Below are 24,546 nucleotides of genomic sequence, written 5' to 3' on the forward strand. Positions count from 1 at the left end.
GACACCGACGCCGTGCCGGGGTAGCCGAGTCGCACTGGGATGGACTCTGATGGATGGGCCCGGGACGAGACGGGACCCTTTTGGGTGCCGACGGCGCAGGGTCGGGTAATGGGGCTCGAAGAGGAGATCGAGGCGATCGAAGAAGAGATCGCCAACACCCCCTACAACAAGTCGACCGAGGGACACATCGGCCGGCTGAAGGCCAAGCTCTCCGAGAAGAAGGAGAAGCTAGAGCGCCAGCAGTCCGGCTCGGGCGGCGGTGGTGGCTACGCCGTCGAGAAGACGGGCGACGCCACGGTGGCGTTCGTCGGCTTCCCGTCGGTCGGCAAGTCCACGCTCCTGAACGCCCTGACCAACGCCGAGAGCGAGGTGGGCGAGTACGAGTTCACCACGCTGAACGTCCAGCCGGGGATGCTGAAGTACCGCGGTGCGAACATCCAGCTGCTGGACGTGCCCGGCCTCATCGAGGGGGCCGCGGGCGGGCGCGGCGGTGGGCGCGAGGTGCTCTCGGTCGTCCGGACCGCCGACCTCGTCCTGTTCGTCCTCTCGGTCTTCGAGCCCGACCAGTACTCGAAGCTCCGACAGGAACTCTACTACAACAAGGTCCGACTGGATACGGAGCCCAAGAGCGTCTCAGTCACCAAGCGCCACAAGGGCGGGCTGAAGGTGACGACCAACCGTGACATCGGGCTGGAGGAGGCGACGGTCAAGGAGATCCTGCGCGAGTACGGCTACGTCAACGCCGACGTGACCATCCGCGAGGAGATAACCATCGATCAACTGGTCGACGCGCTGCAGGCCAACCGCGTCTACCTCCCGAGCGCCGTCGCGGTGAACAAGGCCGACCTCATCCAGCCCGACTACAAGGAGACGGTCGACGAACAGCTGCGCGAGCTCGACATCGACCCCGAGGAGGCCGTCTTCATCAGTGCCGAGGAGGAGAAGGGGCTGGAGGCGCTCAAAGAGAAGATCTGGGAGAAACTCGGCCTCATCCGCATCTACATGGACAAGCCGGGCCGCGGCGTCGACTACGAGGAGCCGCTGGTCCTGATGGAGGGTGAACACACCGTCGACGACGCGCTCGACCGACTCGGCGGGAGCTTCGACGAGCGGTTCCGCTTCGCGCGCGTCACCGGCGAGTCCGCGAAACACGACGAGCAACAGGTGGGCCGGGACCACGAACTCGCCGACGAGGACGTCCTCCGCATCGTGGCACGGAAGTAAGCGCGGCCCCAACTCGGGGTGTGGCCCACTCGACGCCCCGCCGCCGACTGCTGGTACTCCTCGCGGTCGCCGTCGTCCCGTGGACGGTCGTCTTCATCGGGAACGAGGTGACCCTGCTGTTCCCGTTCGGAGCCTTCAACTCCAATCCTCCACAACTCACCGACCTCTACACGCTGCTCTCGTACGGATGGCGACTCCCACGCAACCCGGAACTCCTGCCCCTGAGTTACACCTTCTACGCGCTCGCGCTCGCGAGCGTGGGGGCGGGCGTCGTCCGGTCCGGTCTCGAACCGGAGCGACTCACGGCCGGGCTGCTGGTGCTCGCCGGCGTGACACACGTCGGGGTCGCCTACAGCGTCGCGTACAGACTCCAGTGGACGCCCGTGCCCGTGGGGTCGCTGTTGTTGCTCGCGGCCGCGTGGTGGTACTACTGGGAGGACCTCCGGACGCTCGTCGTCTCGCCGGAGCGGCAACTCGACTAGCACTCTATCGGGCCGTTCAGACCCACCCTCGTACGGGACAACTCCCCGACGAGCGTCCACCGATTCAGATGCTGTCGGCGTGCGGCGTGTAGATCTCCAAACTCCGATTAAACGCCGGACTGTGGGACACAGAGCGCCTCTGAGTCGAATAGGGGATATCCCAAACTCCGAATCGCTCCGGGAGGATAGGCGTGATATCGGCAGTGAGGATGCACCGTTAGTCGGTCTCTGGCCAGCAGATTCTGGGCAATCAACGCTCTCTAAGGGCCGTTTACGCCACCTCTGGATTCGACATCCCTCCCGTGGCACGGCCCGATTTACCAGCCTCTGAGTTCCAAACACCCTTGCCGTATGGCGGTTTTCGAGTCGATAGCCCATCCCTCTCCGGTCGACGCTCCAAACACGACCATTCCCCATTGTCCGACTGACGGGCAGTATGGCGCTGGAGACGGCTATTCAGCTGGCCTGTCGCTCCGGTTCGCTGGTGACGCCTTCGCGTCAGAATGACCTTTCCAAACACGGGTTTCGGACACAGTAGTCCCGGATTGAGACGGAGTTTGGAAGAAATTGGCTGAAAGTAACGCCACGGTGAAGCCACCCATCTTTATCGACCGTCCGCGAGTCGTTCGGCCTGTCATGGACGGCACGCTCGACCACGTGATGATGCGCGTGGAGGACCTGGAGGCGTCGCTCGACTGGTACACCGAGTACCTCGACTACGAGGAGAAGGGCCGCTGGGAGGCCGACACGTTCACGAACGTCTTTCTGGGCCCCGAGGACATGCACGAGGACGGTGGCCTGCTCGAACTGACGTACAACCACGACGGGCGCACCTACACGCACGGGGACGCGTGGGGTCACATCGCCGTGCGCGTCGAGGACGTCTACGAGGCCTACGAGGAACTGATGGACGCCGGTGTCGAGGACTACCGCGACCCGGACTCCTGTGGTGGGCAGTACGCGTTCGTGAAGGACCCCGACGGCCACGAGGTCGAGATCGTCGAGCGCGACCACGGGGCGCGCTGGAGTCTCGACCACACGATGATTCGCGTCGAGGACGGTGACGCCACGATTGGCTGGCTCACCCGAAAGCTCGAGTACGACCTGTTCCGTCGTGCCGAACTTGATACGTTCGCGCTCTACTTCATGAAGCCAGAGGACGCCCCGGACGAGGCGATGAGCCTCGAACTCACCGTCAACTACGACGACCGGACCTACGACGTGGGCGACGCGTGGGGCCATGTCGCCGCCCGGGTCGACGATTTAGAGGGCGACTGGGCGACGCTGATGGACCGCGAGGCCGAGGACTACCGCGACCCCGAGTCCTGTGGGTTCAACTACGCGTTCACGAAGCTTCCGGACGGGCAGGAAGTCGAGTTCGTCACCCGGTAAGGCGTCTTCGTTCTCTCTTCTGTCTGGTGTGGCCGCTGCTGGGTCGAGCCATCCGACGAGACCGTCGAAGGTCGGGACGGCATCCCCAACGTGTTCTTCGGCGAGTGCGACGACAGTCGCGTCGGTGAGACTCACCGACTGGTCCTCACATTGCTCGAACATCTCGACCGCTGATTCGAACGTCCCCTGGGTGATGTGGAGCAGCGAGAACAGGTCGGGGGAACGGTCCACGGCAGACGATGTGTCGCCCGGCAGTCAGTGCCTCCTCGAAGCTCCCGGTACACGTCTTGACGAGCGTGACCACCTCGTCATCAACGTAGTCGCTGGTGTACTGCGCTCCGTAGCGACCGTCGCCACCGCACGGAGGGCGTTCCTCGCTGTCTCGTGGCGGGTTGGACGTTCGTTCTGCAGCGCTTCGAACACTCCGGTGTCGACGAAGACGCTCACCCGTCTTCGTCTACCGATTCCTCGACGTACCGTACGTTGTTGATTTCCGCGTCGGTGGTATTGACGCCTCAGTCCGAGGCTCCGCTCAGTAACGCACGCATCTCGAACTCGTCCAGTGTGACGCCCTCGTCTCGGAACAAGTCGGCGAATGCAGCCTTCGACTCGAAGGCGTGCGAGGCGAGTCGGTCCAACAATTCCTGCTGTGTCGTTTTCCGACCAGCTTGCATCTTGATTTCGGCTTGGAGTGTCTCTATCCAGTTCTTTTTTGTCTCGTCTATCTCTACTGAGGTAATCGTAATCGCTGGTAGAACGGTTGCTGGGAATGTCTTCGGCGGTTTGCCGCGGTCTGCCCCGCGCCAACCCTCATGGCTCGTTACCTATCACGAGCGCGTTCTGTCAGTCGTCCGTACGACTCTCGTCTGACGTTTCCGGATGGTGTGTCACATTGTACCAATACGGCCGCTACCCGGTGATTTCCGGTACGTTAGGTGATGGCACTCAACGCGTTCTACCACAAAACATTTATAACGAGCGCAAGTTGTCTGGGGTGTACCCCTACCCATGGTGACAGTACGGAGTACCGTCCCTGCGTCTCCCGGTGGCCCGCGTGGGCCGCACGCAGGGTGCGCGAAACGGACGTCGCCGATGCGGTGCAGCTCAAACAAACTATGACAGGAACAAACGACAAACTTCGCGGCCTGCTCCTGGCCGTGCTGATGGTTACGTCCGTTTTCGCGGGCACCATCGCATTCGCTGGGACTGCAGCAGCTGCGACTAATGCCTCGGGTGGCGTACCCGCAGGCAGCGGCGCATCGTTCGCCGACTCGCCGGCTTCATCGCCGACGACGGTGCTCGAAGGAACCACTAACACCCACACGTTCACGTTTACCGTGGACGAAATCGCGGACGATGGCAACACAGACACGTTTAATGTCGACCTGCCGAACGCCATCGCGCAGAACGCCGACACTGGCTCGCTCAGTGTCTCCGTCGAGGACAAGAACGACGGCACGACCTACTCGATAGAGGGTGGCCCGTCGCTCGTCAGCGGAGACTCTGACGGTGTCAATGATCGGCTGACTTTCGATGTTAGCCCGGATACAGGCGCCGAAACCTACGACGCGGCTGTTCAGATTCAGGTCGATGTTGAGGCGCCCAGTGTCGATGATGACACGACGGTCAGCCTCGACGCGGAAGTTGTTGACTCCGATGGCCCGACGGCCACGGCCGACAACTTCGCGTCGGTGACGGTCCGTGCATCCGCGAGCGAGGATGCTGACGCCAACGTCGACAGCAACGAGAACGACCTGTTCTGGCAGGGTCAGGAACTCGCTATCAACGATCCGACTAACCTCGCTAACGAGCGTCTGGTCCTCCGAACCGTGACTCGTGACGCTGGCGACCCCATCCGTGGTACCATCGTCAGTGAGATCTCGACGAACGACCAGGGTCAGGCGACCATCGACACCAGCAACCTCGAAGGTGAGTACGCCATCTACCAGAATGGCGACCCCATCGTGATGGTTGACGGTGCGAGAGATGCAGCCAGTAACGCTGAACTGAACGAGGAAGACGTGTTCACCGTCACTCCGCAGACGCTGAGCGCGGAGTTCGACGACGACACTGTCGAGCAGGAGCCGACTGAACTCATGCTCGACTCCAACCGCGCGACGTACAACGTCGACATCAGCGCAAACAACATCAGCTACGACGACCTCGAGACCATCTTCGGTGAAGAGGCCGGCGAGTTCGATGGCGATGATGAAGACACGTACACGCTTGCGGTTGACAGCAACAACGCGAACATCGGTGCTGACTTCACCGACATCGACGCCGATGACTACGACTTCGATATCGAAGTCAATGACACCGGTGTCTCGGCCACGGCGCAGATCACGAACAACGAGGCTGGCGACATTGACGCCAATTTCGCTACCTCGGCGTACAGTGAAGCCCGTGGTGACATCGTTGAGTTCACGATCGACCTGACCCAGACGGATGTCGCGACGGTTGACGTCGGTTCGGACGACGTGAACTACCTTGCGACGTTCGAAATCGAGGACGACGACGACGACGGCGAAGTCGTCGTTGAGTGGAACACCTACACGAACGAGTTCAGCTCCGAGGACGACGTCGTCCGGAACGAGCAGTTCACCAACGGTGCTGGTGAGGACCTCGTTCGGGAGGACCGCTCCCCGCTCGACGAGGGTGACTACGACCTGAGCGTCTCGGTCAACGACGACGAGAAGGACGTCGCGACGCTCGCGCTGACGGAGACCACGATCACTGGCTTCGACATCGCGACGGCGCCGTCCGCTGAGTTCAGCGACCTCGACGACGCCGAAGCGGTCTCCGAAGCCCGTGCTGACGGCCTCATCACCACCACCGATGAAGTGGCGCTTGGTGACGTCGTCGTCCACGAACTCGACGGAAACGGCATCTTCGGTGCAGTCGAAGCCAACGGCGACGACTTCGGCGCACTCGAAGCTCTGAGCTCCGATCTTAACCCCGAGGACGATGACATCGGCCCGGGAATCGAGCTTCGGTTCGTTCAGGACAACCCTGGCCCGAACGTTGACGCGATCAACGTGACGCTTCAGGAGTCTCCCCTGACTGCGAGCGACGTTAACGTCGTCACTGACGACGAGAACGGCACGCTCTACGTCAACGTTGACTCCAGCGCGCTGGAGGCCAGCGACTTCTCGGATGAGGGTGGCTTTGAGGACGGCGACGTCCTGAACGTCACGCTTGAGATCTTCGAGGACAGCCAACTGGTTGAGGAGGACACCAAGCTGTTCACCACTGTCGACCTCGCCGACGCAGAGGCTGAGTTCGACTCGAACGCTGAGGACGAAGATGGCGACGAGATCGTCGAAGTCGAGGCCGCCGCGGATCAGGTGGTCTCCGGCACGACGAACCTCGCGCCTGGGACGGAGATGACCGTTCGCGCTCGCGCGACCGGTGACAGCCCGTTCCTCTTCAGCAACGACACGGTCGTCACGCAGAACGGCACGTTCAACAGCACGTTCGACTTCACGAACGTCTCGGCTGGGCAGGACTTCACGCTGAGTGTTGAAAGTCCGAGCTCGGTCAGTGACACGGAGATCGACGGTGTCATCGCGGCGGCCCCGTCGGCCAACGTCACGATCAGCAACCAGTCCGGCGCTGGTGACACGGTCCTCGTGGACTCGGTCACCATGTCGGAAGGTGGCTTCGTCACCATCCACGACAGCACGCTGAGCGACAGCGCGATTGAGTCTGTCCGTGGGACGTCTGAGTACCTCGAGTCCGGCACGACGGAGAACGTCTCCGTCACGCTCGACAGCCCGCTCAACGAGAGTGGCACTGTCATCGCGATGCCGCACCTCGACACCAACGAAAACGAGGAGTACGACTTCGTCTCCTCGGAAGGTGCCGACGACGGTCCGTACACGAACGCTGACGGCAGCATCGTGACGGACTCCGCCGAATACACGGTTGAGGACGCGGAGATCGCGACGGTCTCCATCGAGGCCCAGTCGGGCGACGGTTCGTCCGTCTCGGTCGCCTCGGCGTTCCTGCCGAACGGTGGCTTCGTCACCATCCACGACAGCACGGTCAGCGACGACCCGGTCGGCTCGGTCCTCGGTACGTCCGAGTACCTCGAGCCGGGTACGTCCGAGGACATCACGGTCGCCCTGGACGACCCGCTGACGGAGTCCCAGGCCGCGATCGCGATGCCGCACCGTGACACCAACGGCAACCAGGAGTACGACTTCGTCTCCAGCGAGGGGGCGGACGACGCGCCGTACCTGAACGCCGACGACCAGATCGTCATCGACTCGGCCGACTACACGGTCGAGACGCCGACGCCGACCCCGACGGAGGCGACTCCGACGGCTACGGCCACGGCGACCGCCACGGCTACGGCCACGGCGACCGAGACGATGGAGCCCGGTACTGAGCCGCCGACGACCACGTCGGGTGGCCAGGCTGGCTTCGGTGTCATCGTCGCGCTCATCGCGTTCCTCGCCGCTGCGCTCATCGCGGTCCGCCGCGACTAACGCACGCGAGTAAACCACCCCTCACGGGGTTACGCTGATACCCATTCTTTGACGCGCCACCGACGAAGTGGCGACACTGTGCTCCCCACGTGCCTCGACCGGTACCGACGCGAGCGTGCGCGCCGCGCACACCGGAGAGAAAGCACTTACGGGGTGGCATCGATAAACGAGATATGGAACTGCCCGACCGTCTCGTCTCGCGGTTTCGCCGGCTTCGGGGGACCGAAGTGACGGACGATGCGGGCGATGCGGACGTCGACCTCGAACGCCGTCGTGTCCTCCGTGCCGCCGCGGTCGGTGGCCTCGGCCTCGGCGGGGCGAAGGCCGTCGACAACGTCCTCGTCGGGTACGGCCCGCTCGTGGGCGAGAACCTCCACACGCAGTCGCTCGCGAGCGTCGCGAGCGAAGGCCTGTTTGCCGGCGAGCGGACCGTCGACGTGGACGGTCACCAGCTCTCGATGGTGAAGGGTATCATCACCGTCTCGGCGGACGAGGAACGACGCGAACGGTTCCGGGTAGCCAAGACCACGCCGGCCGAGGCGGCCGACCTCGACACGGAGCTCGGGCTCTCGTCCGGGCCGCTGGAGCGGGTCGTCCGCGACCTGCGCGAACTCCAGAGCGGGGTCGCGCCGTTCGCGTTCGGCGACCTCGCCGAGACGTTCGAGCGGGCGCGCGCGGCCGAGCCACGACCGCTCACGACGGCGCTGTTGCGTGGTGGCTCACACGGCGTGGCGGCCTCGCTCGTCGGCGAGTTCACCGGGGCGGACCCCACAGAGCCCGAAGCGGTGATCCGGGGGCTCGTGGGGGCGTTCCGCGAGAAGACCGACTACGACGTGCCGCGCTATCTCGCCGGCGCGGTCCAGTTCAACCTCGCGATGGACACGGTCGCCCTGCGCGAACCGTTCGCCGACGACGTGGACTGGGCATCGCTCACCGACGGCGAGCCGACCGGCCTGTTCTGCAACGAGTACGCCAAGCGGTCCGTGGAGGCGCTGCACGCCGCCGACTCCCGCGTCCAGACCCCGCCCGTCGCGGGCGCGCTCGTCTACGACACGCGTCACAGGCACGTCTACACGATGGCGGCGAGCGTGGTCCGCGAGGACGGCGAACTCGTGGTCCCCGCGACGTTCCTCGACTACATGCACTCGACGCTGTACGGAGACGGTCGGCTGACCGGCCTGCTCGGCGAGGGGTTGGAAGCGTACGACCGTCGGCACCGCGCGACCGAGGTGGGGTGGCGACATTGATTCAACGCCAGACGCCGACCCACCGTGGGCCGTCACATCTAACTTCGAGAACGACGGAGGAGGACTAACCACATGCCGCAAGGACCGACCGACCTCCTGGCGTGGCTCTCCATCGGCCTGTTCGTGGCCGGCGTCCTCCTCGAGCGTCGCGACCGCCGTGTCGGGCGTGCGCTCACCGCGGCCGGCTGGGTCACCTTCGGGGTGTTCTGGGGCGTTCTCGTGCCGCACTTCCTGCTCGTCGAGAAGAGCGCCATCGAGGGGATCGCCAGCCTCGCGGCCGTCCCCGCCTCCGTCTACACCGGCTACCTGCTCTGGAACGGTCGGGACTCGTTGTTCGTCCTCTCACGGGCCGTCGCGGTGATGGGCGTCATCTACCTCCCGGCGACGACAATCCAGCCGGCCTACGAGTTCCTCATCGAGGAGACGACCCGGCAGGTCGCACTCGGCATCGACCTGCTCGGCTACTCGCCGGAGGTGACGGCGAACGAAGAAGGCGTCCGCAACACGTTCGTGTTCACCACCGGCGGACGGACCTTCGAGACCTACATCATCCTCGCGTGTACGGGGCTGGGGAGCATGGCCATCTTCGCGGGCGTCATCGCGGCCGTGAAGGCACCGATCGACCGCAAGGTCGGGGCGTTCCTCGTCAGCATCCCCGTCATCTGGGTGCTGAACATCGCCCGGAACGTCTGGATCGCCATCGCCTTCGGCAAGCAGTGGCTGCAGGTGGGCGTCGACCCGGTCAGCGCCGTCTTCGGCGTCCCGGCCGGTGACGAGGGCCTCGTCTCGTTCTACCTCGCGGACAAGGTCATCGCGCAGTCGGCGTCGGTGGTGGCGCTGCTCGCCATCACGTTCTTCGTCGTCCGGCGACTCCCCGAGGTGACGACGGTCCTCGAGGACACCGTCTACGTGCTGACGCGGCGCGAACTCGACCTGCAGGCGGAACTCGGGCTGCGGCCGGGCGGGCCGCCGGCCACCGACGGCGGCCGGCCGGCGGAGCGCGACGGTGAGCAGTGATGGGACCCGTCGAGACGAGTCTCTCGGTCTACGACGCACTCGCCGAGCCGCTGGCGTGGCTCGTGGTGGGGACCTTCTTGTTGGGTGCGGCCGCGGAACTCCGCTCGCGTGCGCTCGCCCGTTACATCACCGTCGGGGCGTGGGGGCTGTTCGCCGTCTTCTGGCTCGTCCAGACGCCACACTTCGTCTTCGAGCAGAAGTCGGCTATCGAGGGGGTCGGCGCGCTCGCCGCCATCCCCATCTCGGTGTACGTCGGCCACCTCCTGTACGCCGGGCGTGACTCGCTGCTGGTCCTCTCGCGGGCCGTCGCCGCGATGGGTGTCGTGTTCATGCCGTTCGAGATGGTCGCGCCGCTCCGACAGGCACTCGTCGAGACGGTGACGGTCCACACCGAGGTGCTGATGGCACAGCTCGGTCAGGAGCCGGCAGTCATCTCCGGCCAGCAGGTCTGTCGCGAGTACGCCGCGAGCGGCGCCTGTCTCGAGCACTACCCGGACTACCGCTCGACGTTCTTCTTCGAGACGACGAACCCCTCCACCGGCGACCCGTACACCATCACCTACACCATCCTCATCGCCTGTACCGGCATCGGGAGCATGGCCATCTTCGCCGGGCTCGTCGCGGCCGTGCGCGCACCGCTCCGCCGGAAGGCCCGTGCGCTCGCCGTCTCCCTGCCGGTCATCTACGTCCTCAACCTCGGGCGAAACGTGTTCATCGGCCTCTCGTTCGGACAGATGCGCGCGCAGGTCGCCCCCGAACTGATCGCGAGCACGTTCGACTTCTCGCTCGCACAGGACCCCGCGCTCGTCTCGTACTACGTCGCCGACCGGATCCTCGCCCAGACGGGCTCGGTGCTGGCGCTCGTCGTCGTCACCTACCTCGTGGTCCGTGAGCTACCGGAGGTACTGGCCGTGGTCGAGGACGTGCTGTTCGTGGTCACCGGAAGCGAGTGGGACCTGCGCGCGGCGCTCGACGTCGACAGTGCGGCCGACGCCCCGCCGGTCCGGGCCGACGCCGACAGTAGGGGCGACTAGCCGGCCCTTTCGTCACCCAGCAGTCGCTCGGGCGCGCCCGCGAGTGCCGCCAGCGCCTCGCGCTCGACGTGGTGGAGGTCGCCCGGCAGAACGAGCATGTGGAGCGGGTCGCCGAACTCCCGCTCGGCCAGCGCGGGCAGCCCGTCGGCGACGACGACGGGCTCTGGACTCCCCGCACGGCACACCGCCACGCCGAGTCGGTCACCCAGTTCTTCAGCCAGCAGGCCGGCCGCGGTGCTCGCGGTCATGTAGCGGTCCTCGGCCCGCTTGATGTCGAGGAAGACGAGCGTATGGAGGCCGCGCTCGGCGTTGGCCTCGATGGTCTCCACGACGCTCCCGGGGACGCCCATCGACCCGTAGGGAAACGGGAGCGTGGTCGCCTTCCCGAAGCGGTAGTTCTGGAGGCCGGTCAACGAGGCGGCGGCCGCGGCCGCGGTGGTGCCGTGGACGATTCGCGTCTCGATACCACGCTCGTGTGCACGCAGGCGGAGGTCGACGTGCGTCGTCGAGATCATCGTGTCCCCGGCGGTGCAGAAGACGGCCTCTCCCGTCTCGGCCGCCTCAAGGATGGGTTCGGGGTCCTGCTCGACGCCCTCCCGGTCGCGGACCTCGATGGTCGTGTCGTGGAACTCCTCGACGTCCTCCACCGTGGTCCCGACGAGGCGGCTGGTGTAGAACTCCGCGAACACGCGGTCGGCCTCGGCGATAGCCTCGCGGCCCTCGACAGTGATAGAGCGTTCGTCGTAGAGACCGAGCCCGACGAAGGTGAGCATACCCGGCATCACGGGCGGGCAGGCATAAGCGGCGCGGGACGCGTGCGTGGCCACACCAGAGCGGCACGCTTACCCGAGGCGCCACCCCATCCCCATCGATGACCGTCCCGTGTGTGCGTGTCGCCCGCGAGGCTGGCGAGGAGACCAGACAGGCCCTCGCCGAACTCGACGTCCTCGACGAGTCCCACGACATCACCGTCGAGGACGGGTGGCTCTATGTGCCCGTCGCGGACCCGCCGGCGGTGCCCGAGACGTACGACGTGGTCGAGTTCGACGCGCCCGCCCGGGAGCGACAGACCAGACCCGTCGACCTGCTCGGCTACGAACCCTCCTACGAGCGACTGGGGGACATCGTCATCCTCGACGAGGACGACCCGGACCGCGCACGCGACATCGCCGACGCCGTGATGGCCTCGGACCTCCGGGCGAAGACCGTCGTCAACCGTGCCTCACCCATCGAGGGTGAACTCCGCGTGCGCGAGTGGGACGTCCTCGCCGGCGACGGGACCGAGACGGTCCACCGGGAGTACGGCTGTTCGTTCGCGCTCGACATCGCGACGGTCTACTTCTCGCCCAGACTCGCAACCGAGCGCCACCGCGTCACCGAGCAGGTCCGCGACGGGGAGCGGTTCTTCGACATGTTTGCCGGTGTTGGGCCGTTCGCCGTCCCCGCGGCCAAGCGTGGCGCCGAGGTGGTCGGCGTGGACCTCAACCCGGCCGCTGTCGCGTACCTCCGCGAGAACGCCGAACGCAACGGGGTGGCCGACCGCGTGACCGCCATCGAGGGAGACGTCCGCGACGTCGTCGCGGGCTCGTCGGGCGCGCGAGCGTCCGACGGCGTCGGGGGGACTGTCGAGGAGTACGACGGGTGGGCCGACCGTCTCGTCATGAACCTCCCGCACTCCGCTGGCGAGTTCCTCGACACCGCGGTGGCGCTGGCCGGCGACGAGTGTGTCCTCCATTACTACGACATCCAGCACGACTCGGACCCGTTCGGGCCGGGCGAGGCGGCCATCCGCGAAGCCGCCGGCGAGGCGTACGAGGTCGAGGTCCTGACTCGCCGGGTGGTCCGGTCGTACGCACCACACGAGGAGAACGTGTGTCTGGACGTGCGGCTGACGCGCTGAGTCTGTGACGCGACGTGGGCGGTCCACCGGTGACGGATGAGTCCGGAATCCTTATACTGCAAACCGACGGACCTTGTGGTAGCGCCGGTATAGCTCAGCTGGCAGAGCGATTCCTTCGTAAGGAATAGGCCGAGGGTTCAAATCCCTCTACCGGCTCTTTCTGGGCGAACGCAGTGGGCGTTACCCGAGTAGACCTTCTGAGCGAACACGGCGAGGCCGAGACAACCCGCCGTAGCACAGTCGACACAGCCACCGAGCGTCGGCCTCAGACCACCTCGACGTCCCGCACTTCGAAGCGGGCGCCCCCCTCGCGCCCCTCGTCGACGAGCACCGCCCAGTCGTGGGCGTCGGCGACGTGTTCGACACTCGTCAGGCCGAAGCCGTGGCCGTCGCCGCCCGAGGAGTGGCCGGGGTCGAACACCGCCTCCCGCTCGCTCGGCGGGATGCCCGCGCCGTCGTCCTCGACGTAGAAGCCATCCTCGTCGATGGAGCCGGCCCACACCGTCACGTCGGGGCCGGCGTGGTCGAGCGCGTTGGAGACGAGGTTCATCAGGAGCCGGTCGACAGCGTCCGGGTCCCCCCGGAACTCGAGTGTCCCTTCGACGAGGAGGTCGTCCCGGGGGGTGGCCAGGTCACGCCACACCGAGCGGACGAGCGCCTCGAAGTCGAGTCGCTCCCAGCGCGCCCGCTCCTCGGCGCGAAGTAGTGTCCGCCAGCGCTCCAGCATACCGCCCACGCGAGCGAGGGCGTCCGCGGCGGCCTCGAGGTGCTCATCGTCGTCGTCGGCCTCTCTCGCCAGTGCGATGCGGCCGGCCGCGACGCTCACGGGCGTCCGGATGTCGTGGACGAACACCTCCGAGCACTCGGTGAGGCGGTCGACTCGCCGCTGGAGTCGCTCGGCGCGACGGTGCGTCTGCTCGCACGTCTCCGTCTCGTCACCGGCGTCGGGAGGGGCGGCGCCGGGCAGGTGGGTGGGGGGAGTTGTCATGGGTATCGGAGCCGGGGGAGCCGCGTGTCGAAGATGCCGGACGACACGTATGGTCTGTGTGCTTTCTGTATAAAGCCGACGCCCGATATCACCTTCCGCACTGGGAGCGCGCTACGCTCCGAAATCCACAGTGAAACCGGTACGGGGTTACGGAATACATAAATCTGAGGCTGGCGAACGACGGCCCGTGAGAGACGGGGAACTCGACGCCGTGGACGAGCAGATCCTCGCGCTCCTGCAGCGCGACGGCCGGGCGACGATGACCGAACTGGCCGCGGGACTCGACGTCTCCGCGAGCACGGTCCGGAACCGCATCCGCGCGATGGAGCGAGCCGGGATCATCGAGGGGTACACCGCGGTCGTGGACTACCCCGCCGCCCAGTACCCGCTGCACTACCACTTCACGTGTACGGGGTCGGTACGGGAGCGGTCGCAACAGGCGGAGGCGGTCCTCGACATCCCGGGCGTGCTGGGCGTCAGGGAGCTGATGACTGGCCATCGCAACGTCCTCATTGAGGCGGTGGGCGAGGACCGGGACGACATCACGCGGATCGCCCACGAACTGGACGAACTCGGACTGGAGGTCGTCGAGGAGTCCCTCGTCAGGCGCGTTGCCCACCGCGTCTCCTCGCCGTTCGACGACCGCGTCGGCGGTGGGGACGCCGACGACCGTGGTGAGGAAGCCGCCGACGTGGACGCCGAGGAGTGAGGAGCGGTCGAACCGGCCGTCCTGCCCGGCCGGGGCGCAGCCGACGGAACCTTACTGCGTCCGATCGTCGCCCGTCGGTGACTCCTCCCCGGTGAAGAGGGCGCTGTTGAGGACGGAGTTCGTCGCTCGTCGGATTCGCTCCGAGACCGCCTGCGGGGTGACGCCCAGTTCCTCGGCGAGGTCGGTGGCGGTCACGCGCCGCGGCACCTCGAAGTAGCCCCGTCTGACCGCGGTCCGGAGCGTCTCGCGCTGGGTCTCGGTCAGGTCGAACCCGTCTGGCGTCTCGCTGTCCTCGGAGAGCGTGTACACCCGGTCGACCGACACGGTGATGCCGTGGTCGTCGAGGTACTCGTGGAACGCTCGCAAGCGGTCGTGATCCGGGAATCGGACGATGAACTCCCAGCGGCCGTGTGCCCCGCCGCCGCGCAGGATGGCTCCCTCGGACCTGACGACACCCTCGAAGAGGCTCTCGGGCGGACTCTCCCACTCGACGGCGTAGAGCGTCTCGTCGTCGACGCTGTCGAGACGGGCTAGCTGCCCCACGAGTGGGTCCTCGTTCACCACCCGTTCGAACGCGTCGAGCCGCTCGTCCTCGAGCCGTACCCAGACGTACGGCATCACCTCGGCACCCGTGGGGACGACTCGCTCGAGCCGGATGCGGACGTCGGGCGTGGTCTGCAGGAGGTCGCCGAGGAGGAACTCCTCGGCAGGGAGACTGAACTCGGCGATGACCGTCATGGTCGAGATACGCCCGACGAGTGTATCAACGTGCTGTCGGTTCCCAGTGGGTGACACTCTCCACCCACCTGATGCGATTCCTGCCACCTGGAAAGCGTATCTGGGCCGTCGGTTTCACATAGTTATTTACGGGGGACGCGAGTGTTGATTGGCAACGTGTCTCTCGGTAATCCGACTCGGGGGTGGCCGTTCGGGGCGGCGCTCCGTTCGAACATCCGGCACCTGCGCGAGGCTCGCCGGAACGGGGGGTGTGCAGTGGCCTGTGACCACGGTCGGACCGACGGGTCACGACTCCCGTGGAACACGGGTGGCCTCTACGGTGGATGGGGTGGGCACGCGTTCCACGGCACCGAGCCGGGGAGCGAACGGACCCCCGTGGTGTTCGTCCACGGCAACCAGCGCGACGCCTGCGACTGGGCGCCCCACGCCGAGTTCTTCCTCCAGCGGTCGTACCTCGGCGACGAACTCTGGGCAGTGAGCTTCCGCGACGGCAGCCCGAGTCACCCCGAGATGGCCACGACGCTGGAGGACTTCGTCCACCGGGTGTGCGAGCACGCCGGCGCCGACTCGGTGTCGCTCGTCGCCCACAGCCTCGGCGTGACGGGCGTCCGCTGGTGGATGTCGGAGTACGACCGGTACGAGATGGTCGACAGTTTCGTCGGTCTCGCCGGCGCGAATCACGGCACCGTCCTCACGAAGTGGGCCGACGAGGCCGGGATGCGCGACGGCACCTACAAGATGAGCACCTTCCTCCGCGCGGACTACGACCGCATCGAGGGCCACCCGCTCGCCCGACTCAACGAGGACGAGACGCCCGGTGACGTCGACTATTACACCATCCGCGGGACGGACGACCCGCTGTTCTGGGGCTGTCACGACAGTCCCGTACTCGAGGGCGCCACGAACCTCGTCCTCGAGACGGACCACGACGGCGTCCGGACCGAGCGACGGGCGCTCGAGCACTGCTACGAGTGGGTGGCAGACGAACACCCGTACGACCTGCAGAACCAGGTCGGCCTGCCTGACGCCGACGAGGAGACGGCGGACTGAGTCGCACGCTGTCCCCAGTGATATAAAATCAAGCGCATGCCCCCGGCTTCAGTCGGGGGTCGAGCGACCACCGAACTACCTTGTGCAAGGAGATACCGCGTCCCTCGGGACGCCGAATCCGCCACATCCTTCACGGGACTCACGCACGGCGCACGAACCGAGATGCCCCGGCTTTGCCGGGTGGATTTACCCCCGTCGGACGGACTGGAGCCCCACGCACCAAGCGGGGTGCGATGGCCAGCCCGACCCCGAGCGCGGATGGGGAACCCTCGCCGTTCACGGCGAGGAGGATGTCATTCGTGGCAGTACGCCGACCAGTACCTCCGAGTCTCGAACGCCATCCACAACGGGACGTTCTACGGCGTCCAGCGCTCGAACCTGACCTACGACTTCACGGGGCCGGACGTCCCACCGCGCGTCGTCGAGGGGGCGCGGTACCTGCAGGTGGCCGCGGTCGACTACAGCGGCAATCGCGGGCCCGTGACGCGGTACACCGTCCGCGTCGACGTGAGCGACCCCTATCCCGCCGACCCGGAGGCGATTGGCCCCGCTCAGGGAGGTAACGCCGTGTTCGACTACTGGACGAACGGCTCGAGCGTGACCGTGGCGTGGGACCCGATGGCGGACCGGGGCCACCCGGACTCGGGCGTGGAGACGTACGACTACCTGATTCGAGGAGAGAGTCCCGCCCTTCAGGGCGGGCGTGAATCCGACAACTGCGGAACAACCGCCGACGCCGCTCAGTTCGAGGTCTCTCTTCGCGTTCACTTTCACCCCGGATGGCAGATATATAGGTACAGCCACGCCCTCTGTCGGTTCGATGAAGCGGACCAACGCGTTCGAGGTAGTCCCTCAGTCCACGGAGGACGAGGAGTTGCTTCGCCGGCTGTTGGACGCTTCTGCCGCTCTCTGGAACGAAATCACCTACGAGCGTCGCGAGAACTACGCCGACCCAGACGCAGACGTGTGGGAGATCAGCGAGTATCGCGGTCGCTATGGCGGTGTTCTCGGCGCATCCACGGTTCAGCAAATCGAACGCAAGAACCGCGAAGCGTGGAAGTCGTTCTTTAGCCTCAAGAAGAAGGGCGAAGCCAACGGCAAACCCGGCTACTGGGGCAACGAAGACGATGGACGCGAACTCCGCACATTCATCCGGAACACGTCGTACACCGTCGAGTGGGGCGATTATTCCCGGCTCGAAATCCTCGTCGGCAAAGACCTGAAAGACGAGTACGGACTCGGCCAACTGGAACGTCTCCGACTCGAAGTCCGAGGCGACCTCAACTGGAGAGAGTACGACAAGCAGGGTCGGTTGGAGGTGTTTTACGACGAACACGCACAGACGTTCAGGGCCTTTCAGCCAGTCACCATCGACGATTCTCGACTGGCACACCCACTGGCTTCGGAAGAAGCCGCGCTGGACATCGGTGCGAACACGCTCGTCGCCTGTACGACCACAACCGGTGAGCAATACCTGTACGAAGGTCGCTCGCTGTTCGAGCGATTCCGCGAGACGACGCGAGAAATCGCCCGCCGCCAATCACTCTTGGAGGATGGTCGATACAGCAGTCACCGTATCCGACGCCTGTACGACCGGCGTACTAAGCGACGTGACCACGCCCGAGACGCACTTGCCCGTGACCTCATCGAACGGCTCTACGACGAGAGCGTCTCGACGGTGTACGCCGGGGCGTTGACGGACGTGCTGGACACGCACTGGTCGGTTGAGACGAACGCGAAGACGCACAATTTCTGGGCGTTCAGAGCGTTCGTGAACCGACTGTCGTGTACCGCCGAGGAATACGGTATCTCGGTGGAAGTACGGTCAGAGGCGTGGACGAGTCAGGAGTGTCCAAACTGCGGTTCGACAGAAGACACGACGCGCCACCGCGACACGCTGACGTGTCCGTGTGGATTTGAAGGGCACGCAGACCTCACGGCGTCAGAAACGTTCTTGAGACGGCAGACGACGGTACCACGGTCGATGGCACGGCCTGTATGCCTCAAGTGGGACAACCACGAATGGTTGGAGTCATCACGCTCTCCCCGTCCCAACGAGGAGCATACGAACCCACAAGTTGCCTCCGTGGGTCGGTAAGCGATACTCCCAGCGCGAGGAACCCCCGGCGTTCACGCCGGGGAGGATGTCATGCGTTCGGCCCCCGGACCGCCGAGCGGTCGTTCCGGACCGTCGAGACCTCTCGCCCCGGGTTCTACGATAGCGACCGACGGCAGTACACCCTCGAACTGAACGGCTCCGGACCGGGTGCACACGTCCTCACGCTGCGTCCCCGTGACGCCGCTGGCAACGCCAACGAGACGACCATCGTCGTCTGCATGGAGGCCTCCCGGGCGACGTGCGGGACCCGGCTCGGCGTCCCTCGCGCCCCCGACATCCCGACGCTCGAGGTGAATGGCAGCCTCGACCTGGAGCGCCCCGGCCTCGACCGACTGATCCACCGGAACCTCCAGCGGGTTCGCGACCGCCCGCTCCCGGTTCCGGGGTGGCTCGTCGGCGACCGCATCAACCTCGCGGTGAGCGAAGATGGGGCGACGAACCACTACCTCGTCCGGCTGGACGACGGCGAACTGGTCGAACTCCGGGCGGTCGACGGCCCGGGTGGTGGGAACCCCACCACCCGGGTGGTGACCGACCCAGGGACCGTCAGCGAGGTGGCGTCGGCAGACGCGCCTGCCACGGCACTCGACCGGGCCTACCGGGACGGCGACGTGTCGGTCCACGGTGTCGGCATCCTCAACGCCCTGAAACTCACTGCAGTGAAACTGGCGCTCGACCTGCGGAACCTCGTCGGGCTGCGGATCGGGCCGGCAGTGGCGCTGGGTCTGGTAGCGTTCGCCACCGTCGTCCCGAGGCGACGGCGAGACTGACGTCGGCGCCGGCACTGAGGCCTGTCGGCTGGCTTCGGGTCACGACGACGACGAAGGGCAATTTCTTTGTTCGATGCCGGGCGACCCTGAGGTATGTCCGATCAAGTCGTACTCGCCCTGACGGCCGTCACGGTGCTCGCTCTCCTCCTGTTCACCGTCGCGGCGTTCAAGTACGTCCCGGAAGCCCTGCGCGAGGAAGAGGAGGAGGAATCCGAGCCCGAACAACACCGCCCCGTCGCCTGACGGGTCAGTCGCGGTCGCCCCGGTGGGTGTCCGACTGCGGGGAGTCGACGAGTCCGGAGAGGAGCTTCGACTCGGCCTTCCTGAGGTGTTCGTCGACGGTCGAGGGTGCACACCCGAGCCTCTCCGCGAGCTCGCTCTGGTTCAGTCGGCGCGGTATCTCGTAGTAGCCGCTCTCGACGGCCTGCTCGAACACCTCGCGCTGGCGGGTCGTCAGCAGCGAGAGCATGTCGCGGTTCCCCGGCGAGTAGCGACCGACCTGCCGGATGGTCACGTGGACATCGTGGGGAACGCTCTCGAGCGCCCCGCGAAGCGTGTCGTGGGTGCCGACGAGTGTGACGAGCAGGCCGCCACGCTGCGTGAACCCGATGGGGGTGTCGACGATGAGCGCGAACTGGTCCGAGAGCGACAGCAGCGTCCCCGCGGGCTCGCCGGCGGCGACGTGGACGTAGAGGTGGAACGCGCCGCCGTCGGCGATGGGGAGGACGTCCCAGTCGAGGACGTCCTCGTGGCCGTCGACGCAGTCCCGTGCCGCCGCTGGGTCACCGTGGAGGCGGTAGAGCAACACGCCCGTCCCGTCGGCGAAGGCGTCGACGTGCAACAGCGCCTCCCGCTCGACTGCGGGCACCCCGGCTAACCGCGCGTCGGCAGGGTGGATGCCGCCACCGGTCGGCGTCAGCGTCAGGTCGAAGTAGCGCATCGTGATGCTCGTGAGGGGACCGTTCGGTCGTCGGTACTGACGAGGGTATCGGTGGATGCGTGATTAACACCTTCCATCACGGTGAATCGTGACACCTGGGTGGGGTCCGAGACCCGACGACTGAAGGGACCACGGTCCGTGCCGCGGCGTATGGAGAAGGTTTCCATCGACGACGTTCCGGTCCAGAACAGCCCGCTCGGCGTCCACAGCGTCCGCAAGCCGGTCTCCTCGGTCCTCGGGACCGAGCACTTCGCCATGAACTACTTCGAACTCGAGCCCGAGGAGTCGTTCTCGGGCGGCCTCCACACCCACCACGACCAGGAGGAGGTGTTCTACGTGGAGTCCGGCACCGCACGCTTCGAGGTCGGGCTCGACCACGAGGAGATCGTCGTCGACGAGGGTGAACTCGTCCGGTTCGCCCCCGGCGAGTTCCAGACGGGCTACAACGACGGCGAGGACACGCTCGTCGGGTGGGCGCTCGGTGCCCCCGACAGCAAGCACGACTGGGACGACATCGAGAGCGTGGTCGACTGTCGTGAGTGCGGCGAGGAGACACCGCACGGGCTCGACCTCACCGACGAGGGCCGGTTCGAGCTGACGTGTCTCGACTGCGGCACCTCGTTCACGGTCTGAGCGGCGAGGCCCCCGTGTCCCGAGCTGTCCTGCCCCGACCCGCCCTCCGCCGCCGCTACTCCTCCTTGTGCGTGAAGATGACCGTCGATCCCTCGTGGGTCGTCGGGCAGATGTCCATCCGTTCGGAGAGGTTCAGTCGCGTCAACTCCTTGCAGACGATGAGGTCGTCGAACGGCTCGTCACAGGCGGGACAGGCCAGTCCGACCGTGTTCTGGTAGATGTCGACCGTCGGCGACTTCTCGCGTGGGGTCACGGACCCGACGATGGTGTCGAACTCCTCCATACACCCTCTCAGTGGGCCCCACCCCTAAAGATTGACCGGCCGAGCGGCGTCAGCGGGTCTCAGTCGTCGGCGAGGACCGGCTCCTCTGACTCTCTCTCGGTCTCGGCCGCCCCCTCGCCCGGTGTGAGGGCGGCTCGACCCTGCTCCGTGATGGTGTAGATGGACTCGTTGGTGACCGGACGGACGAGCCCGCCGTCGACGAGTGTCTCGAACCGACGTTCCGCGTACCCGAGGTGGACGCCGAGCCGATTGGCCACCAGCGGGATGTACTCCGGCGGGTGGCGGTCGAGGTACTCGAGGATGCTGACGTCGACGCTGCGGAGCCCGTTCGGTTGCATGATGTCCGCGCAATATTCGCCGGGGAGGCGCTTATGTCTTGTGGTGAGTTAACATGCCTTGGTAGGGGCGCTGGTGAGGGCTACTTTCAACAGAGGTTCACCGTGGCATACGTATCACCAGAGTCGCCCATCACCACGCCGATGCCGACCTCGTCCGCGTTCTCTAGGACCAGCTTTTGACGCTCTTCGGTACGGTCAAACCACCGCGCTACAATTGCTTGAGCGACCTCTTCATCTGTTCGACTAAACTGCATCTCACCGTCGGGTCCTGTGAATTGCCGCCCAGCGATGGTCTTGCCAACGACTTCCAATTCTTGATCGTCTCTGATTCCAGTATTCGAATCGTCGGGGACTCGGCACCGCCGATCCAATTCGAACCGCTCGTAGCGTTCAGCAGAGGTGACCCCCGCAGCCGCATGTGAGACGTATCCTTGCTGAGCCATGTTCTCACTGTGGAACCGCGCCATCTCAACAAGCGGACCGTACGACCGAAGCGAGGTGAGCGACCGGTCTACACGACGCTCGTTCAACTCTGCCTGAATTATCCGCTCTATCTCGGATTCATTGAACTCGTCCGGCGCTACGGTCGGGACCGGTGTAGGCGTCGGTACAGGGGTCGGTGTAGCGGTGGGTGTCGGCGTCGGGGTGGCGGTCGGCGCCGCTGTGGGTGTGATGGTTGAACCTCCAGCGCCGTTCGTCGGCGTGGCTGTTGGCGTCGTAGAGGCTTCCCCCTCATCAGGGCTGTCTCCGCCATCCAGAGAACCGCCGCCACCCAACTGGAGCCCGACCAGTCCACCCACCGTCATCGCCGTGAGGACGATGACGGCGAGGATACCGAGCGCCACCTTGTTCACCATTGAATCGTGGTATACCGTCCTGGTAGATTAACCTACGGGGGAGAACGACACTGATTAAGCGACGACGGCCCGACAGACGAACGATGGACGACGACCGCGAGTGGAACGACCCGGAGCCGACGAGCGAGCGGGAACGGCGGACCCGCTACCGGCTCGCCGGCGGACTCGTCGGGCTCCTCGCGGGCGTCGTCTTCTTCAGCCCCACGCTCAGTAGCGTCGGCCCCCTCCTGTGGCCGCCGGGCGGTGCGCGGTGGTTCACCCTGCTGTTGACCGTGGGACTCTCGCTCATGCTCCCACTGATGATCGGCGCGGCGCTCGGGGAGTCCTACGCCCGCTACCGGTCGTGAGGTGCCACCGGTAGAGACAGTGCGGTTCGGAGGGGTGGAACTCGACGCCGTCCGAGCGAGCGCCGAAGGCGCGAACGAGGCCCACTCCCGGAGCGAAGTGCACGACGTGGCTAGTCGTCGTCGGCCTCGAGCCCCGGTGCGGGAACCGCGTGCTCCCGTTCCAGCGCCGTCACCGTCGGCGTCCCGGTCACCGGGTTCTCCGTCACCGCCGTCGGGACGCCGTAGGCGTCGGCCAGCCGCTCGCTCGTCAGCACCGCGTCGGGCGCCCCGACGGCCAGCAGCTCCCCGTCGGCCAGTAGCGCCATCCGGTCGCAGAAGCGGGCGGCGAGGTTCAGGTCGTGGATGGCCGCGACGGCCGTCTGCCCCTCGTCGGCGAGGTGGCGGACGAGCGAGAGCGTCGCCAGCTGGTGGTTGATGTCGAGACTGGCCGTGGGTTCGTCGAGCAACAGCGTCGGCGTCTCCTGCGCCAGCGCGCGGGCGAGGAGGACCCGCTGGCGCTCGCCGCCCGAGAGGTCGCCCACGGGCCGGTCGGCCAGCGCGGCGGTCTCGGTCCGTTCGAGCGCGCGCTCGACGGCGTCGCGGTCGCCCTCACTCGACCCGCCGAGCCGCGAGCGGTGGGGTGTCCGACCCATCTCGACGATGCTCCGCGCGTCGAAGTCGAACCCGAGGTGGGTCTCCTGCGGGACCGTCGCGACCCGGCGGGCGAGCTCGCGTGCCGAGAGCGACGCCACTGCGGCCCCGTCGATGGTGATGGACCCCGTGGTCGGCGCGACGAGACCGTTGACCGCCCGCAACAGCGTGGTCTTGCCGGCTCCGTTCGGCCCGACCAGCGCGAGGAACGAGCCCGCCTCGACCGAGAGCGACACGTCGCGCAGGACCGTCGAGTCGCCGAAGGCGACGGAGACGCCGTCCACCTCGATCACAGTTCGTGCACCTCGCGTTCACGGAGCAGGTAGAGGAAGAACGGCGCGCCGAGCGCGGCGGTGACGATGCCGACCGGGAGTTCGGCCGGGCCCATCCGCGCGACCGTGTCGGTGGCGACGAGGAACACAGCGCCAGCGAGCGCGGCGGTCGGCAACAGCACGCGGTGGTCCGGCCCGACGAGCAGGCGCATGACGTGCGGGACGACGAGGCCGACGAACCCGATGACGCCAGCGACGCTGACGGCGACGGCGGTGACAAGACTCGCCAGCGCGAGCAACACGACCTTCGTCCGCTCCACCTCGATACCGAGCGCGTGGGCGTCCTCCTCACCGAGCAGGAGGACGTTCAGGTCGCGCGCGTAGGCGAACAGGAGGACGAACGCGGGCAGCGAGACGGTGAGAACCACCCCGACCTTCCCCCAGCTGGCGTTGTGGAGGTGGCCCATCAGCCAGTAGACCGCCCGCTGCAGGCTGTCGCCAGCGAACAGCATCAGGAAGGAGATGGCCGCTCCGAGGAACGTCTGGACGGCGACACCCGCGAGCAGGAGGGTGGCGACGGGGGTGCGGCCACCCTGGTTCGCGATGAGGTAGACGCCGAAGCCGGCGACGAGTGCGCCGAGGAACGCGGCCCACTGCAGCGAGAACGGGATGGCGAAGGGAAAGACGATGACGGCGACGGCCCCCACCGCGGCACCCGTCGAGACGCCGATGATGGAGGGGTCGGCCATCGGGTTCCGGAAGAAGCCCTGCATCACCGTCCCAGCGGTGCCGAGGGCGAAGCCCACCCCGGCGCCGAGCGCGATGCGTGGCATCCGGAGCCGGCCGACGATGACCTGACTCGACTGGGCCACCTCGAAGGCGAACGGGTGGGCCCACCCGGAGAGCGTGGGGACGACGACGGTGTTGAGCATCGCCTTGGCGACGACGACCGGGTCGATGGCGACGCTACCCACGCTGGCCGCGAGCACCATCGTCGCGAACAGCGCGGAGCCGAGCCCACCGCTCCACGCCGCCGCCTTCGCCCTCGGGTACACGTTCATCAAGCACATTTGGATTAGGTAAATA

Annotated in this window: 24 protein-coding genes, 1 tRNA gene and 1 pseudogene; 16 read left to right on the forward strand and 10 right to left on the reverse strand. The window is 66.3% G+C overall.

All coding sequences use genetic code 11. The features are described from left to right. Nucleotides 1-108: 108 nt before the first annotated feature. The 3 genes and pseudogenes from N0B31_RS02195 (at nucleotide 109) to N0B31_RS02205 (ending at nucleotide 3,098) form a co-directional block, all read left to right on the forward strand. Nucleotides 109-1,224 (forward strand): OBG GTPase family GTP-binding protein, encoded by a 1,116-nt coding sequence (locus N0B31_RS02195; protein ID WP_260594153.1) that lies wholly within the window; start codon nucleotides 109-111, stop codon nucleotides 1,222-1,224. A gap of 11 nt (nucleotides 1,225-1,235) precedes the next feature. Next, nucleotides 1,236-1,706 (forward strand): annotated as a pseudogene (locus N0B31_RS02200) (TIGR04206 family protein); the annotation flags it as partial. A 636-nt stretch (nucleotides 1,707-2,342) separates the two neighbouring features. Beyond that, complete coding sequence (locus tag N0B31_RS02205) at nucleotides 2,343-3,098, forward strand: VOC family protein (RefSeq protein WP_260594155.1); 756 nt, start codon at nucleotides 2,343-2,345, stop codon at nucleotides 3,096-3,098. Nucleotides 3,099-3,613: 515 nt separating this feature from the next. Here the strand turns inward: N0B31_RS02205 and N0B31_RS02210 are convergent. Then, the gene (locus N0B31_RS02210; protein ID WP_260594156.1) at nucleotides 3,614-3,736 is read right to left on the reverse strand and encodes a hypothetical protein; all 123 of its coding nucleotides are present in this window, start codon (nucleotides 3,734-3,736) and stop codon (nucleotides 3,614-3,616) included. 432 nt (nucleotides 3,737-4,168) lie between these two features. On the opposite strand from N0B31_RS02210, the gene N0B31_RS02215 reads away from it, so the two are divergent. The 4 genes from N0B31_RS02215 (at nucleotide 4,169) to artA (N0B31_RS02230) (ending at nucleotide 10,886) form a co-directional block, all read left to right on the forward strand. After that, complete coding sequence (locus tag N0B31_RS02215) at nucleotides 4,169-7,588, forward strand: DUF7282 domain-containing protein (protein ID WP_260594157.1); 3,420 nt, start codon at nucleotides 4,169-4,171, stop codon at nucleotides 7,586-7,588. A 173-nt stretch (nucleotides 7,589-7,761) separates the two neighbouring features. Then, a complete protein-coding gene (locus tag N0B31_RS02220; RefSeq protein ID WP_260594158.1) occupies nucleotides 7,762-8,835 on the forward strand; it encodes a hypothetical protein in 1,074 nt (357 codons plus the stop codon). Between the two features lie 72 nt (nucleotides 8,836-8,907). Further along, on the forward strand, nucleotides 8,908-9,852 hold the full coding sequence (gene artA, locus N0B31_RS02225) for an archaeosortase A (RefSeq protein WP_260594159.1): 945 nt from the start codon (nucleotides 8,908-8,910) through the stop codon (nucleotides 9,850-9,852). Then, nucleotides 9,852-10,886 (forward strand): archaeosortase A, encoded by a 1,035-nt coding sequence (gene artA, locus N0B31_RS02230; RefSeq protein ID WP_260594160.1) that lies wholly within the window; start codon nucleotides 9,852-9,854, stop codon nucleotides 10,884-10,886. Before artA (N0B31_RS02225) ends, artA (N0B31_RS02230) begins: the two co-directional genes overlap by 1 nt. Here the strand turns inward: artA (N0B31_RS02230) and dph5 are convergent. Beyond that, nucleotides 10,883-11,659 (reverse strand): diphthine synthase, encoded by a 777-nt coding sequence (gene dph5 / locus N0B31_RS02235; RefSeq protein ID WP_260594161.1) that lies wholly within the window; start codon nucleotides 11,657-11,659, stop codon nucleotides 10,883-10,885. The genes artA (N0B31_RS02230) and dph5 overlap by 4 nt on opposite strands. A gap of 98 nt (nucleotides 11,660-11,757) precedes the next feature. On the opposite strand from dph5, the gene N0B31_RS02240 reads away from it, so the two are divergent. Further along, nucleotides 11,758-12,786 (forward strand): class I SAM-dependent methyltransferase, encoded by a 1,029-nt coding sequence (locus tag N0B31_RS02240; RefSeq protein WP_260594162.1) that lies wholly within the window; start codon nucleotides 11,758-11,760, stop codon nucleotides 12,784-12,786. An 83-nt stretch (nucleotides 12,787-12,869) separates the two neighbouring features. Further along, nucleotides 12,870-12,942, forward strand: a tRNA-Thr gene (locus tag N0B31_RS02245). A 109-nt stretch (nucleotides 12,943-13,051) separates the two neighbouring features. On the opposite strand, the gene N0B31_RS02250 is transcribed toward N0B31_RS02245, so the two are convergent. Next, the gene (locus N0B31_RS02250; RefSeq protein WP_260594163.1) at nucleotides 13,052-13,774 is read right to left on the reverse strand and encodes a sensor histidine kinase; all 723 of its coding nucleotides are present in this window, start codon (nucleotides 13,772-13,774) and stop codon (nucleotides 13,052-13,054) included. 187 nt (nucleotides 13,775-13,961) lie between these two features. Here N0B31_RS02250 and N0B31_RS02255 point away from each other — a divergent pair, with 187 nt between their 5' ends. Continuing rightward, nucleotides 13,962-14,483 carry an Lrp/AsnC family transcriptional regulator gene (locus tag N0B31_RS02255; RefSeq protein ID WP_260594164.1) on the forward strand — a complete coding sequence of 174 codons (522 nt, stop codon included), beginning with the start codon at nucleotides 13,962-13,964 and terminating at the stop codon, nucleotides 14,481-14,483. A 51-nt stretch (nucleotides 14,484-14,534) separates the two neighbouring features. Here N0B31_RS02255 and N0B31_RS02260 read toward each other — a convergent pair whose 3' ends face one another. Further along, nucleotides 14,535-15,221 carry a helix-turn-helix domain-containing protein gene (locus N0B31_RS02260; protein WP_260594165.1) on the reverse strand — a complete coding sequence of 229 codons (687 nt, stop codon included), beginning with the start codon at nucleotides 15,219-15,221 and terminating at the stop codon, nucleotides 14,535-14,537. A 255-nt stretch (nucleotides 15,222-15,476) separates the two neighbouring features. On the opposite strand from N0B31_RS02260, the gene N0B31_RS02265 reads away from it, so the two are divergent. From N0B31_RS02265 to N0B31_RS02280, 4 genes are all read left to right on the forward strand, one after another. Beyond that, complete coding sequence (locus N0B31_RS02265; protein ID WP_260594166.1) at nucleotides 15,477-16,271, forward strand: esterase/lipase family protein; 795 nt, start codon at nucleotides 15,477-15,479, stop codon at nucleotides 16,269-16,271. Between the two features lie 820 nt (nucleotides 16,272-17,091). After that, the gene (locus tag N0B31_RS02270; protein WP_260594167.1) at nucleotides 17,092-18,369 is read left to right on the forward strand and encodes an RNA-guided endonuclease InsQ/TnpB family protein; all 1,278 of its coding nucleotides are present in this window, start codon (nucleotides 17,092-17,094) and stop codon (nucleotides 18,367-18,369) included. Between the two features lie 239 nt (nucleotides 18,370-18,608). Then, entirely contained in the window at nucleotides 18,609-19,160 is a 552-nt protein-coding gene (locus N0B31_RS02275) for a hypothetical protein (protein WP_260594168.1), read from the forward strand. 93 nt (nucleotides 19,161-19,253) lie between these two features. Further along, a complete protein-coding gene (locus N0B31_RS02280; RefSeq protein ID WP_260594169.1) occupies nucleotides 19,254-19,403 on the forward strand; it encodes a hypothetical protein in 150 nt (49 codons plus the stop codon). Between the two features lie 4 nt (nucleotides 19,404-19,407). On the opposite strand, the gene N0B31_RS02285 is transcribed toward N0B31_RS02280, so the two are convergent. Further along, nucleotides 19,408-20,100: a helix-turn-helix domain-containing protein gene (locus tag N0B31_RS02285; RefSeq protein ID WP_260594170.1), complete on the reverse strand. Its 693-nt coding sequence runs from the start codon at nucleotides 20,098-20,100 to the stop codon at nucleotides 19,408-19,410. 150 nt (nucleotides 20,101-20,250) lie between these two features. On the opposite strand from N0B31_RS02285, the gene N0B31_RS02290 reads away from it, so the two are divergent. Further along, nucleotides 20,251-20,733 carry a cupin domain-containing protein gene (locus tag N0B31_RS02290; RefSeq protein ID WP_260594171.1) on the forward strand — a complete coding sequence of 161 codons (483 nt, stop codon included), beginning with the start codon at nucleotides 20,251-20,253 and terminating at the stop codon, nucleotides 20,731-20,733. Between the two features lie 55 nt (nucleotides 20,734-20,788). On the opposite strand, the gene N0B31_RS02295 is transcribed toward N0B31_RS02290, so the two are convergent. The 3 genes from N0B31_RS02295 to N0B31_RS02305 all read right to left on the reverse strand — a co-directional run bounded on the left by N0B31_RS02295 (nucleotide 20,789) and on the right by N0B31_RS02305 (nucleotide 22,211). Next, nucleotides 20,789-21,016, reverse strand: a complete 228-nt coding sequence (locus N0B31_RS02295) for a DUF7385 family protein (protein WP_260594172.1) — start codon at nucleotides 21,014-21,016, stop codon at nucleotides 20,789-20,791. 59 nt (nucleotides 21,017-21,075) lie between these two features. Beyond that, on the reverse strand, nucleotides 21,076-21,354 hold the full coding sequence (locus N0B31_RS02300; protein ID WP_260594173.1) for a hypothetical protein: 279 nt from the start codon (nucleotides 21,352-21,354) through the stop codon (nucleotides 21,076-21,078). A gap of 86 nt (nucleotides 21,355-21,440) precedes the next feature. After that, nucleotides 21,441-22,211 carry a CAP domain-containing protein gene (locus N0B31_RS02305; protein WP_260594174.1) on the reverse strand — a complete coding sequence of 257 codons (771 nt, stop codon included), beginning with the start codon at nucleotides 22,209-22,211 and terminating at the stop codon, nucleotides 21,441-21,443. An 83-nt stretch (nucleotides 22,212-22,294) separates the two neighbouring features. On the opposite strand from N0B31_RS02305, the gene N0B31_RS02310 reads away from it, so the two are divergent. Continuing rightward, nucleotides 22,295-22,558 carry a hypothetical protein gene (locus N0B31_RS02310; protein WP_260594175.1) on the forward strand — a complete coding sequence of 88 codons (264 nt, stop codon included), beginning with the start codon at nucleotides 22,295-22,297 and terminating at the stop codon, nucleotides 22,556-22,558. Nucleotides 22,559-22,668: 110 nt separating this feature from the next. Here N0B31_RS02310 and N0B31_RS02315 read toward each other — a convergent pair whose 3' ends face one another. Both N0B31_RS02315 and btuC read right to left on the reverse strand, forming a co-directional pair. Continuing rightward, a complete protein-coding gene (locus N0B31_RS02315; RefSeq protein WP_260594176.1) occupies nucleotides 22,669-23,481 on the reverse strand; it encodes a heme ABC transporter ATP-binding protein in 813 nt (270 codons plus the stop codon). After that, complete coding sequence (gene btuC, locus N0B31_RS02320; protein ID WP_260594177.1) at nucleotides 23,478-24,521, reverse strand: vitamin B12 ABC transporter permease BtuC; 1,044 nt, start codon at nucleotides 24,519-24,521, stop codon at nucleotides 23,478-23,480. Before btuC ends, N0B31_RS02315 begins: the two co-directional genes overlap by 4 nt. Between the last annotated feature and the right edge of the window lie 25 nt (nucleotides 24,522-24,546).

It is taken from the genome of Salinirubellus salinus, from assembly GCF_025231485.1.
GTDB lineage: Archaea > Halobacteriota > Halobacteria > Halobacteriales > Haloarculaceae > Salinirubellus > Salinirubellus salinus.

Bases quoted from the DNA above. Each gene is read 5' to 3' on its own strand.
- N0B31_RS02195 (WP_260594153.1), top strand. From the start codon at position 109: ATGGGGCTCGAAGAGGAGATCGAGGCGATCGAAGAAGAGATCGCCAAC.
- N0B31_RS02205 (WP_260594155.1), top strand. From the start codon at position 2,343: ATGGACGGCACGCTCGACCACGTGATGATGCGCGTGGAGGACCTGGAG.
- N0B31_RS02220 (WP_260594158.1), top strand. From the start codon at position 7,762: ATGGAACTGCCCGACCGTCTCGTCTCGCGGTTTCGCCGGCTTCGGGGG.
- artA (WP_260594159.1), top strand. From the start codon at position 8,908: ATGCCGCAAGGACCGACCGACCTCCTGGCGTGGCTCTCCATCGGCCTG.
- artA (WP_260594160.1), top strand. From the start codon at position 9,852: ATGGGACCCGTCGAGACGAGTCTCTCGGTCTACGACGCACTCGCCGAG.
- dph5 (WP_260594161.1), bottom strand. From the start codon at position 11,659: ATGCTCACCTTCGTCGGGCTCGGTCTCTACGACGAACGCTCTATCACT.
- N0B31_RS02240 (WP_260594162.1), top strand. From the start codon at position 11,758: ATGACCGTCCCGTGTGTGCGTGTCGCCCGCGAGGCTGGCGAGGAGACC.
- N0B31_RS02250 (WP_260594163.1), bottom strand. From the start codon at position 13,774: ATGACAACTCCCCCCACCCACCTGCCCGGCGCCGCCCCTCCCGACGCC.
- N0B31_RS02260 (WP_260594165.1), bottom strand. From the start codon at position 15,221: ATGACGGTCATCGCCGAGTTCAGTCTCCCTGCCGAGGAGTTCCTCCTC.
- N0B31_RS02270 (WP_260594167.1), top strand. From the start codon at position 17,092: ATGAAGCGGACCAACGCGTTCGAGGTAGTCCCTCAGTCCACGGAGGAC.
- N0B31_RS02275 (WP_260594168.1), top strand. From the start codon at position 18,609: ATGGAGGCCTCCCGGGCGACGTGCGGGACCCGGCTCGGCGTCCCTCGC.
- N0B31_RS02280 (WP_260594169.1), top strand. From the start codon at position 19,254: ATGTCCGATCAAGTCGTACTCGCCCTGACGGCCGTCACGGTGCTCGCT.
- N0B31_RS02285 (WP_260594170.1), bottom strand. From the start codon at position 20,100: ATGCGCTACTTCGACCTGACGCTGACGCCGACCGGTGGCGGCATCCAC.
- N0B31_RS02290 (WP_260594171.1), top strand. From the start codon at position 20,251: ATGGAGAAGGTTTCCATCGACGACGTTCCGGTCCAGAACAGCCCGCTC.
- N0B31_RS02295 (WP_260594172.1), bottom strand. From the start codon at position 21,016: ATGGAGGAGTTCGACACCATCGTCGGGTCCGTGACCCCACGCGAGAAG.
- N0B31_RS02300 (WP_260594173.1), bottom strand. From the start codon at position 21,354: ATGCAACCGAACGGGCTCCGCAGCGTCGACGTCAGCATCCTCGAGTAC.
- N0B31_RS02305 (WP_260594174.1), bottom strand. From the start codon at position 22,211: ATGGTGAACAAGGTGGCGCTCGGTATCCTCGCCGTCATCGTCCTCACG.
- N0B31_RS02310 (WP_260594175.1), top strand. From the start codon at position 22,295: ATGGACGACGACCGCGAGTGGAACGACCCGGAGCCGACGAGCGAGCGG.
- btuC (WP_260594177.1), bottom strand. From the start codon at position 24,521: ATGAACGTGTACCCGAGGGCGAAGGCGGCGGCGTGGAGCGGTGGGCTC.